Annotated in this window: 9 protein-coding genes and 1 pseudogene; 7 read left to right on the forward strand and 3 right to left on the reverse strand. The window is 43.0% G+C overall.

Annotated elements, in window-relative coordinates; translation table 11 throughout:
- Positions 1-129 precede the first annotated feature (129 nt).
- The 3 genes from V7R35_RS12680 to V7R35_RS12690 all read left to right on the forward strand — a co-directional run bounded on the left by V7R35_RS12680 (position 130) and on the right by V7R35_RS12690 (position 2,952).
- The gene (locus V7R35_RS12680; protein ID WP_334015229.1) at positions 130-882 is read left to right on the forward strand and encodes an electron transfer flavoprotein subunit beta/FixA family protein; all 753 of its coding nucleotides are present in this window, start codon (positions 130-132) and stop codon (positions 880-882) included.
- Positions 879-1,805: an electron transfer flavoprotein subunit alpha/FixB family protein gene (locus V7R35_RS12685; protein WP_334015231.1), complete on the forward strand. Its 927-nt coding sequence runs from the start codon at positions 879-881 to the stop codon at positions 1,803-1,805. Before V7R35_RS12680 ends, V7R35_RS12685 begins: the two co-directional genes overlap by 4 nt.
- Before the next feature lie 328 nt (positions 1,806-2,133).
- Complete coding sequence (locus V7R35_RS12690) at positions 2,134-2,952, forward strand: PEP-CTERM sorting domain-containing protein (RefSeq protein ID WP_334015232.1); 819 nt, start codon at positions 2,134-2,136, stop codon at positions 2,950-2,952.
- A gap of 131 nt (positions 2,953-3,083) precedes the next feature.
- On the opposite strand, the gene V7R35_RS12695 is transcribed toward V7R35_RS12690, so the two are convergent.
- Positions 3,084-3,392, reverse strand: a complete 309-nt coding sequence (locus tag V7R35_RS12695; RefSeq protein ID WP_334015233.1) for an isoamylase early set domain-containing protein — start codon at positions 3,390-3,392, stop codon at positions 3,084-3,086.
- 458 nt (positions 3,393-3,850) lie between these two features.
- Between V7R35_RS12695 and V7R35_RS12700 the strand changes: the two genes are divergently transcribed.
- From V7R35_RS12700 to V7R35_RS12715, 4 genes are all read left to right on the forward strand, one after another.
- Complete coding sequence (locus tag V7R35_RS12700) at positions 3,851-5,077, forward strand: efflux RND transporter periplasmic adaptor subunit (protein ID WP_334015234.1); 1,227 nt, start codon at positions 3,851-3,853, stop codon at positions 5,075-5,077.
- The gene (locus V7R35_RS12705) at positions 5,078-8,212 is read left to right on the forward strand and encodes an efflux RND transporter permease subunit (protein ID WP_334015235.1); all 3,135 of its coding nucleotides are present in this window, start codon (positions 5,078-5,080) and stop codon (positions 8,210-8,212) included.
- Between the two features lie 47 nt (positions 8,213-8,259).
- Positions 8,260-10,416, forward strand: a complete 2,157-nt coding sequence (locus V7R35_RS12710) for a prolyl oligopeptidase family serine peptidase (protein WP_334015236.1) — start codon at positions 8,260-8,262, stop codon at positions 10,414-10,416.
- A 162-nt stretch (positions 10,417-10,578) separates the two neighbouring features.
- Positions 10,579-10,935, forward strand: coding sequence for a hypothetical protein (locus tag V7R35_RS12715; RefSeq protein ID WP_334015238.1), 357 nt, complete (start codon positions 10,579-10,581; stop codon positions 10,933-10,935).
- Between the two features lie 76 nt (positions 10,936-11,011).
- On the opposite strand, the pseudogene V7R35_RS12720 reads toward V7R35_RS12715, so the two are convergent.
- A pseudogene (locus V7R35_RS12720) lies at positions 11,012-13,288 on the reverse strand (TonB-dependent receptor).
- Between the two features lie 234 nt (positions 13,289-13,522).
- Positions 13,523-14,515, reverse strand: coding sequence for a GlxA family transcriptional regulator (locus V7R35_RS12725; RefSeq protein ID WP_334015271.1), 993 nt, complete (start codon positions 14,513-14,515; stop codon positions 13,523-13,525).
- Positions 14,516-14,523: the final 8 nt, after the last annotated feature.

Raw genomic sequence — 14,523 nt, forward strand, 5'->3', positions numbered from 1 at the left:
TTCCTTTTTAACGTAAAGTACATTGTTAAAGTTTCAAAAAGCGTGGTGAAGTAAAACGTTTTTAATTATTAATAGTTAATTATTAGTAAAACGTAATAGACACCGACGAACTCAACAATTGAGGTAAATATGAAAATACTCGTACCGGTCAAACGCGCGATCGACTACAACGTGAAGGTAAGAGTGAAGGCCGATGAATCTGGCGTCGACCTTACCAATGCGAAAATGGCAATTAACCCTTTCTGCGAAATTGCAGTTGAAGAAGCGGTTCGACTTAAAGAGAAAGGCGTAGCCACAGAAATCGTTGTTGTTTCAATTGGTGATAAAAGCTGCCAAGAACAAATTCGTACAGCACTAGCCCTAGGTGCTGATCGTGGTATTCAAATTGATACCGACCAAAACCTTGATTCACTTCAAGTGGCAAAGCTTTTAACAAAAGTAGTTGAAGAAGAACAACCTCAGCTGGTTATTCTTGGTAAGCAGAGCATCGACTCTGACAATAACCAAACAGGTCAAATGCTTGCTGCACTTACAGGTATGCCGCAAGGTACTTTCGCTTCTGAAGTTGTAGTTGATGGCGAAAAAGTGAACGTGACCCGTGAAATCGACGGCGGTCTTCAAACGGTTGCTCTGTCTCTTCCTGCAGTAGTAACAACAGACCTTCGATTGAACGAGCCACGTTATGCATCTTTGCCAAATATTATGAAGGCGAAGCGTAAGCCGCTTGATGTTAAAGCTGCTGCTGATTTTGGCGTAGCGCTTGAGTCAAACGTTAAAGTACTAAAAGTAACGCCTCCACCACAGCGTGAGGGTGGTATTAAGGTAGCAGACGTTGCTGAGTTAGTAGACAAGTTAAAAAATGAAGCAAAGGTGATCTCATGAGCGTACTCGTATATGCAGAACACGATAACGCAAGCTTAAAAACCGAAACGCACAAGCTTGTAAACGCAGCACAAAAAATGGGTGGCGACATTCATGTACTAGTTGCTGGTGAGGGTTGCCAAGCAGTTGCTGAAGCCGCAGCGCAAATTGACGGCGTAGCAAAAGTTATCGTTGCAGACAACGCTGCTTATAAGCACCAGTTAGCTGAAAATACGGCTGACTTAGTGGTAGAACTAGCTAACGATTACAGCCACGTTGTTGCAGCGGCAACAACGACTGGTAAAAACTTTATGCCTCGCGTAGCAGCACTTTTAGATGTAGCGCAAATCTCTGACATCATCGGTGTAGAAAGCGAAGATACTTTTGTTCGCCCAATTTATGCTGGTAATGCGATTGCAACGGTTCAATCGTCTGATGCGAAGAAAGTTATCACCGTTCGCGCAGCGTCATTTGACGCCGCTGCTACAGGTGGAAGTGCAGAAGTGACTGCCATTGACGTGGTTAAAGGCAGTGAAAAGTCTGACTTTGTATCAGCGGAGCTTACAGAATCAGAGCGTCCTGAACTTACTGCGGCAGAAGTAGTAATTTCTGGTGGTCGCGGTATGCAAAACGGCGACAACTTCAAACTACTTGAAGGTATCGCCGACAAGTTAGGCGCTGCTATTGGTGCATCGCGTGCGGCGGTTGATGCCGGTTTCGTACCTAACGATATGCAAGTGGGTCAAACAGGTAAAATAGTTGCACCTCAGCTTTACATTGCAGTGGGTATCTCAGGCGCTATTCAGCATCTTGCAGGTATGAAAGATTCTAAAGTTATTGTTGCTATTAACAAAGACGAAGAAGCACCTATTTTCCAAGTAGCTGATTACGGCTTGGTAGGTGATCTTTTTGACGTGTTACCGGAGCTTGAAGGCACACTGTAAAACGTTTTTGTTTAAACAGGTTGCTTACAGCCTGAATGTAATCGAGTAACCAAAAGCTGCTATCTTCGATAGCAGCTTTTTTTTGCATTTAATACACAGAAAAACAAACAAGCTTTTGTAGAACGTTGAGTATGAACTTAATCAAAAGTCGATGGTAGTGACTGATAATTATACAATTATTCCTAAAATGAGTTGCAAATAGCTACTTACGTATTATTTGTTGGAAGTTTTCAACTAGGTATACTTTTACTCAGTTTCCGTTATGTATTTTTTAGCTTTATTAAATACTCTGCAGCCGTTGTAGAGCGGAATTAAAAGGATAACTAAAATGAAAAACACGCTTTTAAGAGGCTTAATACTTGGGTTTGCTGTAGCAGTGAGCGGCTCGGTTAATGCTGGTTTGATTGGTATCTGGGGTAAGAAATTTGATGTATGGAACACACTTTTAACCAACGCTGGCCATACGGCTGTTGCTGTCGATATTTCTAGTACGCCACTTGAGTTATCTGTTCTAGAGCAGATTTGGCTTATCAGAGCTAATGGTAATAAGAACTTGGTAGATTATGTATTCAATGGTGGCACTTTAATCACCGAGTGGAACGCATCTACTTGGGCGGTCACCGAAAACGCTATGTTAGATGCAACAATTAGAAAATATGCATACCGCAAAAAAGACACAACGGTAACTTTCACTCCCGAAGGTCAGGCACTTGGATTAGGCGGCTCACTAGGCGCTTCTTATTCTAATAATGGCGCTACTGAGTATTTTGAAGAGTTTAAAAACATTGGAGCTAACGTTGATGTTATCGCAACATTTAACAACGGAAGAGTGGCTGGTATTTCAGGGGCTTACGGTTCAGGCAATGTAATATCATTAGGATGGGATTGGCAAGATGTGAATGCCCGTGATAGCAAAGCGCAATTATTTGTAAATGACGTTGCCGGATTATCATCAAAAAGCAATCAACCGCCAAAAACGTTTGCAATAGCAAATGCTCAAGTGACTAGCCCTTCTGTAATAACAACAAACCAAGTACCAGAACCTTCAATCATATCTCTATTCGCTTTAGGTTTATTGGGTGTCGCATCTCGAAGAATAAAAAGCCGCTTTGATTCAAAACAAAACGGCTTTGAGTTTATTCAGTAGTCTTTGGCAGACTTGTTTTTTATGAAGTTTTTAAGCTTTCTTAGCACATTACAATGTTACATCAATGTGCGCGTAGGGAAGTGTTATGAGAATTATTATAAACGTACTTAGATATTATTTGTGATGCGTTATTAAACACGCACTACAGAGTTGTCTTCAACGCTGACTGGCGAGGGAATGTATGCATCTGCTTCCCAATCGTTTTCCCATTTTTCATCGTCAAGTAAATAGCGAAATTGATACTCGTTATCTTTCTCAAGGTTAACGGTTAGCGTGAAATCACCGCTTTTTAGTCGTTTCATATTAAGCGGCTGCGCATCCCAATCTGTGAAATCGCCGCATAAAACGGCCTTCTGTGCATGTTGTGCTGCCTGCGCATCTAATTTGAATGTAACCTTGCATAGCGGTTTCGATTTAAGGTATTGCTTTTTAAGACTCATAATGTGTTTTCCCTTCATTTTTACAAACTCTCAAAATCACAGGCTACTGCGTTAATATTGTAAATGGCATACTGAATTTGCATTGCCGCTTACTATAAAAAACAACCAGTGGTTAACTCATCATCAATGAGTGATTAAATAATCATCGATTACCGCATATTTATCAATCTTACTTTTTATTCTTTTGATATTTTTTTATATTAATGTCGTACACTTTATACCGTTGGCTTTACCAATAGTTATAAAAGAAAAATGGTGAAGTTCGATTGCTTGCGCACTTGAAAAATATACACAAAATTTAACAAACTTCAGTGAGCACTTAAGTAATAAAGTCAGTAAACTAGTGTTGTAACAATAATAAATTAATTCTCATGCAGTTCATTTTCTTCAAAGCTTTGCAGAAAATATCTTTGCGAAGCTTTTGGCATTAGTACGCTGCGTGTTCCTAGGGATAGTAAATGAAAAACTCCATCTTGGTGAAAAGTGGTCTTCCGCTCGTCATAATCCTTGTCGGTCTTGCTATAGCAGTTGTACTAGTAAGTTCCCGAAAGCCACCAGAACAAGTGCCTGTTGAAATACCTGCCTTCCTCGTTGATGCCAAAGAGATCCAATCTGAACAAGTGAGTTTTATTGTAAAGTCTCAAGGCAACGTAGTACCGCGTAATAAAACCGCGCTAAGTGCACAAGTAAGTGGCCAGGTGGTCAGTTTGTCAGACAGTTTCATTGCTGGCGGAACCTTCAAAAAAGGTGATGTGTTAGCCACCTTAGAGCAGGACGACTACAAAACAGATGTAAAGTTAGCAGAAGCGGAACTGGCGCAAGCCCAAGCGGCTTTGCAAGAAGAGATAGCGCGTGGCAAAGTAGCAGAACAAGAATGGCGTTCAGTTAATAGTGTGGCTCCTCCTGAGTTAGGTCTTCGTAAACCTCAGTTAGCAAAGGAGCAAGCCAACGTAAAAGCCGCAGAAGCCAAATTAGAGCGAGCAAAAAGAAACTTAGCGCGTACTCAGATAACTGCGCCTTACAACGGCATTGTCGTTGAGCGAAATATCGATTTAGGGCAATTCGTTACTATGGGAGCCGCCATAGGTACCGTTTATTCAACAGATACTGCTGAAGTACGCCTTCCAATAACCGACAGCGACTTAATGTTTGTCAATATTGCTAGCCAATCAACCGATGGTGCACCTGTTTCACTCAAAGCGTCCGTAGGCGGGTTAACGCGCCGCTGGGAAGGAAAGTTAGTCCGTTCAGAAGGTGTATTAGATACGGGAAGCCGTGTGGTTTATGCCATTGTTGAAGTAAAAGACCCTTACAATATGAAAGGGAGCCACAGTGCACCTATTCGTTTCGGACAGTTTGCAGAAGCTGAAATTACATCGCGCCAAAACGAAGCGCTAATGGTGTTACCACGCAGCATTTTACGTCTAGACAATACCGTATTAACGGTTAATGAAAACCGTGAAATTGAAATTAAGCCAGTTGAAGTTGCGCGCACCACGGCCAAAGAGGTGTTTATTCGCAGTGGTGTTGAAGAAGGGAGCCTGGTAGTTACAAGTGCTGTACCTAACCCCTATAACGGCATGAAAGTGCGTTTACCGGGTGATGAGCCTGTCGCTTCTGAAGAAACAACGTCAGAGGGTGATGACGAAGCGATAGAAAGTAATGCTACTGGCGGGGGCCGCTAAATGAGTCAAATAGACACACAAAAAGGCCTTATTGCGTGGTTTGCGCGCAATAATGTTGCCGCAAACTTGTTAATGTGGCTACTCATTGTAGGTGGCTTGTTTGGTGCGTTCAGCATTCAAAAGCAAGTATTCCCAAACTTTGAGTTCGACGTTATCAATGTTCGTGTGCCATACCTTGGTGCGGCTCCTCAGGAAGTGGAAGAAGGCGTTCTGCTAAAAATTGAAGAGGCTGTAAAAGACCTTGAAGGCATAAAGCAGTTAAATTCTCGCGCCGTAGAAGGCATGGGAACAGTGTCTATTCAAGTAGAGGAAGACTACGATGTACAGTCTCTTCTTGATGAGGTAAAGGTTCAGGTTGACGCCATTCCCAGTTTTCCTGCTGACACCGAAAAACCAGTTGTCTATAGACAAAAAATACAACAAGACGTTATTTGGCTCTCTGTCTATGGAGATGCTTCAGAAAGAGAACTTAAAGAGTTTGCCAAAGATTTACGCGACGACATTGCCAACTTGCCTGGCATATCGAGTGTTCAAGTAGTAGGTGCTCGCGACTACGAAATTTCAGTAGAACTCTCGGAAGTTGACCTACAAAAGTACAACTTAACGTTTGCCGATGTGGTAATGCGCTTAAGCCAAACCAGCGTTGACTTGCCGGGCGGCTCTATTCGCACAGAGAACGGTGATATTCTTTTACGTACCAAAGGGCAGGCTTATACAGGGTGGGACTTTTCTCAAATTGTATTGCTTACTAATGCGAACGGTACGCGCGTTACGTTAGGCGATGTTGCATACATTAACGACGGCTTTATTGAAAACGATCAATACGCACTGTTCGATGACAAGCCGGCTGTTAGCCTACGTGTTCAGGCGGTAGGCGATCAGAATGCATTAGAAATCTCTGAACAAGTTAACAACTACATTGATACTAAAAAAGCCGAGTTCCCAGCTCATATAAGCGCTGACACATGGGGCGATAGCTCATTCTACCTAGCCGACCGTCTGAACATGATGTTAGAAAACATGTTCTTCGGTGCGTTACTGGTATTTTTAGTACTGTCGTTATTCCTAAAAATTAAATTGGCATTCTGGGTAATTGTGGGTCTACCGGTGTGTTTTCTCGGTACGCTGTTGGTTATGCCACTTGATATGATTGGCGTATCAATCAACATGCTTTCTCTGTTCGCGTTTATCCTTGTACTAGGTATTGTGGTAGATGACGCCATCATTATGGGGGAGTCGGCATATTCTGAGATTGATAAAAAAGGCCACAGTACCGATAACGTAATTGCAGGCGTAAAAAAGGTAGCTATGCCAGCTACGTTTGGTGTACTAACCACCATTGCCGCGTTTTCGCCAATGTTAATGGTGTCTGGCCCATTTGGTATCATATGGAAAACCATCGGCATGGTGGTAATTGTGTGTCTTGTGTTCTCGCTTATCGAGTCGAAGCTTATTCTTCCTGCACACTTGGTACATATGAATTTGAAGCCATATGATCCGGCTAAAGCTAACGGGTTTCAAAAGTTTCGTGATTTCTTCAGCGAAGGCATAAAGAGCTTTATTAACAACAAATATGCACCATTTCTAGAGAAAGCTATCCGCAATCGTTACACCACAGTAGCTACGTTCTTGGCTATGCTGATAATAACTATTGGCTTATTTGGTGGCGGTATTGTTCGTTTCGTTTTCTTCCCAAGTATTCCTAGCGACTTTATGGTTGCCAGTTTTGAGTTAGAGCCAGGCTCTTCACTTGAACAACGCGACAGCGTGTTAAACACGTTGCGTGAAGCAATGCACAGAATGGATGAAAAAGTAGAACAGGATACGGGTGAGCGCGTTATTAAGCACGCTATCGCGTTTGATAATGGCAACCTTGGCGGCGAGATTTTTGCTGAGCTTACCAAAGGAGAAACGCGTACGCTTACCGATTTTGAAATTCAAGATATGTGGCGTGAAGAGCTACCTGAAATTCCAGGTGTTAAGTCGTTTAATATCAATTCTCCTGGCGGTCCCGGTGGCGGCTCAGACTTAAGTTTTGAATTTAGTTCAGGCGACATTAAGGCGCTACGCGCGATAAGCGATGAACTTAAAGAAGCACTGGATGCATACGAAGGCGTTACCGATATTAACGATACCTTCTCAGGTGGCAGTGAAGAAATTCAGTTAGCGTTGAAACCTCAAGCCGATGCACTTGGCATTACGCTGCAGCAGTTAGGACAACAGGTACGCTTTGGTTTTTATGGCGCAGAAGTTCAGCGTATTCAGCGCGACGACGAAGAAATAAAGGTAATGGTTCGTTACCCACGTGCAGAGCGAAGCTCGATTGAGCACTTAGAAAATATGCGTGTGCGCGCACCCAACGGACAGGAAATACCTTTCGAGCAGGTTGCTACTTTTACAGTAGGACAAGGGTTCGATTCAATCATTCGCGTAGATGGTAAACGTTCTGTCACTGTGACGGCAGCGGTAGATAAAGCCCTTATGGATCCGTCTGAAGTCACCAATGATGTGATTGATAAACTAATGCCAGATTTGCTTGAACGCTATCCAAACGTTGAGTTCCAACTGCAAGGAAATAGTAAAGAACAAGCCGATGCAATGCTAAGCCTAATGAAAGGGCTGTTGTTTGCGCTATTTGCCATTTATACACTACTGGCAATTCCGCTTAAGTCTTACAGCCAACCGTTCATTATTATGTCGGTGATCCCATTTGGTATTGTTGGTGCCATAATTGGGCATCTAGTTCTTGGCATGGCCGTCAGTGTATTGTCAATTTGCGGCATTATTGCATTGTCTGGTGTTGTAGTTAACGACAGCTTAATTATGGTTGATTTTGTTAACCGTGCTCGAAAAGAAGGGTTTTCGTTAATGGAAGCGGCAATAAGCGCCGGTACTCAGCGCTTCAGAGCCATTATCCTAACGTCGTTAACAACCTTTATGGGGCTAATGCCTATAGTGTTTGAAAAAAGCCTTCAAGCACAAATTGTAATACCTATGGCAATATCGCTGGCATTCGGTATTTTGTTTGCCACTATTATTACATTGCTGCTAGTACCTGCGTTGTATCTCATTTTGAACGATTTAAAAAATGTGTTCAAAGGAAGAGAAAAAGCACAATTAGCAACGGAAAACTAAATAGAAAATGCCGGTTCATACCGGCATTTTGCTTTTAAGGACGACAGATGAATAAGAGATTATTACAGGGGCTGTTTGTTGGGGTAAGTGTATCGCTAATGTTGGCGTGTACTGCTTCACAAAATGATACGCTGACAAACCAAACGAGTGTAACCAACGAGACAGCACTGCCAAGTATTTCACAATATCCGCAGACAAGAACGGTTTCCCAAGTAGATGATTACCACGGTACAGCTGTATCAGACCCTTATCGTTGGTTAGAGGGCGAAGGCGAAGAAATAAAGAGCTGGGTGGGAGCGCAAAATACGCTAGCACGCCCTTATTTAGCGTCGTTACCATCTAGAGAAATGTATAAAGAAAGGCTGACAGCATTATGGGACTACGAAAAGTATACAACCCCATACATGGTGAAAGACATGCTTTTCTATAGCTACAACAACGGTCTTCAAAATCAGTATGTGCTGTATATGGCAAATGGTGTAAACGGCGAAGCAGAAGTGCTTATCGACCCAAATTCACTTAGTGAAGATGGCACTGTGTCGATGGCGTCATCAGAAGTGAGCCCGAATGCGTCTTACTTAGCTTATCTTCTGTCTGACGGTGGTACCGACTGGAAAACCATCCATATTCGAGATACAAAAACAAAAAATGATCTTTCAGACGTGATAGAAGGCGTTAAATTTACCAATGTAGCGTGGCTTCCCGATGAAAGTGGTTTTTTCTATTCTCGATATCCGCTAAATGCAGCAGGGGAATACGACGATAGCCAAACCGTTTCTATTTACTTTCATAAACTAGGCACTGTGCAAAGCGAAGATAAGATGGTTTTTGCGTTTGACGATAAGCCAACGTGGAACCCTTATGCATCGGTTATTCAAGATGGAAAAACACTACTAATTTCTGTGTTCGAAGGATACCAAGCCAATGGGGTTTACGCGAAGTCGTTGGAAGATGAAACTGCAACGGTAATACCTATCTTTGATAAATGGGATGGTAGATACAATCTTATTGGCGAGAGTGGCGATAGCTTGTTTTTCACATCAACTGCAAATGCGCCCACGGGTAAAGTCATAAAAGTCGCATTTGATGGTGAAGTTAAAAGCGAGGCACTGATAATCAATAGTTCATCAAATACGCTACGCAGTGTTTCACTAATGGGCGAGAAGTTATTTGCACAATACCTGGAAGACGTTAAGGCGCAAGTCCGCGTGTTTGATCTTTCTGGTAAGCAGGTAGATGAAATAGCATTTTCAGATATCGGCAACGTGAGTGGCTTTGTTGGTGGCGAGTCTGCAACAACGACATTCTACAAGCTAACAGGCTTCACAAACCCTGGTCAGGTATTTAAATACAACGTTGAAACCGGTGAGTCAACGCTGTTCAAAACGATAAATACTGGGCTTAATTACGACAAGTACGAAACCAAGCAAGTATTCTATACCAGCAAAGATGGCACAAAAGTGCCTATGTTCATTGTGCACAAAAAAGGTTTGAAGCTAGACGGAACCAATAAAACGCTGCTTTATGGGTACGGTGGTTTTAATATTTCGCTACTGCCAAATTATTCAGTGTCTAGAATGGTGTGGGTAGAGCAGGGCAATGTACTTGCCATTGCTAATTTACGTGGTGGTGGTGAATATGGACAGCAGTGGCATAAGGCTGGCACGAAGCTAGATAAGCAAAATGTGTTTGACGATTTTATTGCTGGCGCTGAGTACCTAGTTGAGCAAGGTTACACTGCCCCTGAAAAGCTTGGCATACAAGGGGGCTCTAACGGTGGTTTGTTAGTAGGTGCAGCACTTACACAGCGACCAGACCTTTTTGCAGCAGCGTTACCTGCTGTAGGTGTGCTTGATATGCTTCGCTATCACACGCCAAGCGCTAACGCGAGAGCATGGTCTTCTGACTATGGCTTAAGTGAAAATGCTGAAGAATTCGAAGCATTGTACGCTTATTCTCCGCTACACAATACTAAGCAAGGCACTTGTTATCCAGCAACATTAGTTACCACTGGGGATCACGACGATAGAGTAGTGCCTTGGCATAGCTACAAGTTTGCGGCGCAGTTGCAAGCTCATCAGGGTTGCAACAACCCCGTGTTGCTGCGTGTTGAAACACGTGCAGGCCACGGAGCAGGAACACCTACATGGATGCGAATTGAAGGCTACGCCGATCAATGGGCGTTTTTAGAAACAGCCTTATAACGTTGTAATTCTATACTTGAAAATGAAGCCGCTTATTAAAGCGGCTTTTTTGTTTGCATTTTAAACAAATAACCATATACTGTATAAATATCAGTATGGTTTATTTTGAGTCTAATGTTGAGTCTGATTTTCAGACTTTATTTCTTAGGTAGGAGACTATCAATGCAAACAGGTATTAAAGCAGTCGACCAGCTTCTTGCTAAACATGGAATTATGGGCGAAGAAGGCTACGACCAGTTTCAAAAAAGGGCGCGGTTAACCGGTGGTGATAGCCGAGCAAATATGCTGCCATTTTGTATGTATCAGAAAGTGGCGTACGCGCCATTATCACAAAGTTTTACTGTGCATCATTTTTATATGCCGGGTAATAAGGGCAAGCTAGCAAGCTTCTTATTTGATGAAAAAGGGGCGTTGATTGAGCAAGTGTATTATCAGAAAGTGAGCCGTTGGGTGCAGGTGTGCCGAAAGCTTCAGCAATTAGTGCAATCAACCCAACTCGATGTGCATTTAGCGGCATAAAAAAACGGTATCGCCAAAAGCGATACCGTTTTTAGATTCATTAGCCGCTTTTAAAACGGCTAAGTGACTGTTGTGCTTAGTAGTACGTGTACTTGAACTCAACACCCCAAACACGAGGCTCGTTCACGATACCTGTTAGGTTGTTAAAGTCGATTGCACCTTTTACGTTGTCTTCGTTTGTAATGTTACGACCAAATAGCGCAACAGTGTAGTTGTGCGCAAAGTTTTCGTAACCAATACGTAGACCACCTTCGAAGTTATCGTCAGTGGTAAATTCAACGGCTTCGTAAAGGAAGATATTGGTTTCGCCTTGGAAAGCCCAATCTGTGAATACGAAGAACTCACCGTCGTCACCCATAGGAACAGTGTAACGTGCAGTGAAGTTGAAAATAGACTCTGGCGCTTGAGGGAACGGGTTACCGTCGATGAGCGCGTTAAAGCCATCTGGACGAGGGTCAGTTACTGTACAGTTACCTGTGAAATCCAAACCTGCGTTCGTACCACAAGGTGATACTGTTAGCGTATCATCTTTAATTTCAGTGTGATTGTAGCTGTAACCCGCTGTGAACGTTAGCTCATCAGTTGCAAGCCACTGTGCGTCAACTTCAAAACCATACGCTTCGCCTTTATCTGCGTTTACAAGTGCAGTAAAGTTGTTGCCACCACCAATTGCAGAGAACTGCATATCGTCAACTGTGTAGAAGAATGCAGCTGCGTTTAAACGTAACGTGTCGTCAAGCAGGTCAGACTTAAAGCCAACTTCAAACGAGTTAATAGTTTCTGCGTCAGCTACTGAAGGCGCGCCTTCAAATGCTACGTCACGGCCCTGAATAGTTTGAGCACGGAAACCGTTTGCGTAACGAGCGAATAAAGACATATCGTCAGTTAAACGATAATTTGCACTTAGCTCGTAGCTTGCTTGACCGTCATCAACGTCAATGTCGTCGTACTCTTGGACTTGCGCTGCGCCGATAACTAGAGCAAAACCGTCTACGTTCTGTTCGCCAACCACAAGGCTCTTAGAGTCGTGTGTATAGCGAATACCACCAGTAATGTTTAGCTTATCGTTAACTTGGTAAGAGCTTTGACCAAATAGTGCCCACGTTTGGTTTTCGTGGAATACAGTGGTCGCACCGAAGAAACCGTCAACACTGGTTACGTTGAAAGATGCATCGTAGTAAAACGCACCAATCTGCCAGTTCATTGCGTCACGTGTGTTACTAGATAGGCGGAATTCTTGCGTGTACTGCTCTAAGTCGTTTAGGCGATCTTGAGTTACCGCTGAGAAAGGAATGAAGCCTGGACCAGAAGTACCGTCAGGGCGGTTAAAGCCACCGTCGATATCACCTAAGCTCGAGCCTTCTGCAGTTTCAAGCGCAGAGATTGACGTAAACGTTACTTCATCCATGTCGTATTCTAGTTTCAGTGATGTACCGAAACCGTCGTATTCTTAAGGGTTGTTGTCGATGCCGTCGCCTTGAAGGTCGCCATCATAGAATACTGTTTCACGATCATAGTTCGCGTTTAGGTCGTTACTACCTTTATCGAACACGTTAGCACGGAAAATTGAAGCAGTACCTTCAAGATCACGGCCATGCACATTTAGTAGTGCAGAGAAATCTGCCGATGGCTCCCAAAGAAGCTGTAAACGGAATGCTTTTTCATCATAACCACCAATCGCATCGTCTTCACCAGTGAAGGCGTTGTCGATGTAGTCGTCACGCTCTTGAGAAAGCACAGACAAACGTGCAGAAAGCTCGTCAGTAAGACCGCCGCTGATTGCGCCTTCGAAGTTCATAGTACCGAATGAACCGAAGCCAGCTTTCGCGTAGCCTTCAAGATCTTGAGTAGGTTTAACAGTATCGAATTTAATGATACCTGCTGTGGTGTTACGACCGAAAAGTGTACCTTGTGGGCCACGAAGTACTTCTACTTGTTGTACGTCGAAAAGCGGGAAGCTTTTTAGTACAACGTTTTCCATAACCACTTCGTCCATGATAATAGAAACAGGCTGAGAAGCTGCAAGGTCGAAGTCGGTGTTACCTAGACCACGAATGTAGAAACGTGGAGCAACACGACCGTTTGATGATTCTGCATATAGGCCTGGTACACGTACCGCTAAAGCTAGAATATCTTCACCGCCAGAGAAAAGGCTTTCGAATTTTTCACCGCTAAGTGTCGCAACAGAAATAGGAACTTCCTGAATTGACTGAGTACGCTTTTGCGCAGTTACGGTAATTTGTTCTAGTGAGGCTTCTTTTTTTTCTGTTGTTGCGGCCTCTTGTGCAAGAACTGATGAGCTGAACGCAGCACTAACGGCAAGCGCTAGCGTGGCGATTTTATGTGTTCTCATGTTTCCACCAAGATGTTTTTAGGTTTTTACTTTTGTAGTGTTTATCGCATATAAAAACGTGATACATGCTTGGGCCGCGATTTTACACAATGTAAAAGATAAAAACCGCAAATTTATGATCATTTTGCACGCTTTTTACCGCTTATCCTCACCAGCCCTTTAAAAGTACGCAATGAGTTTGACCATATGAACAAGTTTTTGATGTATTTTTCACCTGAAGTTAACGTTTGAAAACTATTTAACTCGGTTAAACTTGGCGCGATATTGAGAAGGAGAGAGTCCAGTTTGTTTCTTAAATAGTCGAGTGAAAGAACTCATATCTTCATAGCCAACTGCAGCAACAATCTTTTCAATTGAACTGTTAGTGGTCTCAAGCAGTTTCCGAGCTTTTTCAATTCGAAGGTTCTGTAGATATTGTCGTGGTGTTATGTCACATGCACTTTTAAAACGTCTGAGTAACGTGCGCTCTGTCATATTATGATGCTTCGCTATAAACGAAAGCGGCAATTTTTCACTTACCTTTTCTTCTAAGAATGCTTGAACATTTTTAATTTCATTGTCTGAGTGAAAGTGTCGTTGGCGACTGCTTGCGTAAATATTCTGATTCGTTCTTGATGCATCAAGGACATGCGACTTTGCCGTGTCACTCGCCACTTGATGACCGCAATAACGCTCTATAAGCAATATAGAAAGATCTATCCACGCCATACCGCCGCCTGCGCAGTAAATCGCATTCTGTTCGGTTACCATTTTGTCAGGCTGTAAGTGCACCGAAGGAAACAGAGATTCAAACTTATCGGCATAACCCCAATGCGTAGTCGCCGCTTTTTCATCAAGTAACCCAGTTTTAGCTAGCAAAAATGTGCCCGTACAGTTGGCAGCAATATCTGCGTTCATTTTATGTAGACGTTTAATGTGTACAAGATGTGAGGCCATCTCATGCAACACAGTATCTATGTCACCACCAATGGTTGGAATAAGCAGTATATCTGTGTGTGATACATCCTCTATTGCTATATGCGGTGTTAGTAAAACCTGATTTGAACAACGTATTGGCTGCTCATGGGGGGAGGCTAATTGCACTTTAAACTTTGGTTCGGCGGGCTGTTGGTGAATTCGCTGCCAACTTACACCGGCAAAAGCGAATACATCTAGCGCGCCTGTAATGGCTGATGCTAATGCTTGATCAAACCCTAACACAGTGACGACAAATGGATTTTCATTCATATAAGTAA

Source organism: Alteromonas sp. S167 (assembly GCF_036864375.1).
Lineage (GTDB): Bacteria > Pseudomonadota > Gammaproteobacteria > Enterobacterales > Alteromonadaceae > Alteromonas.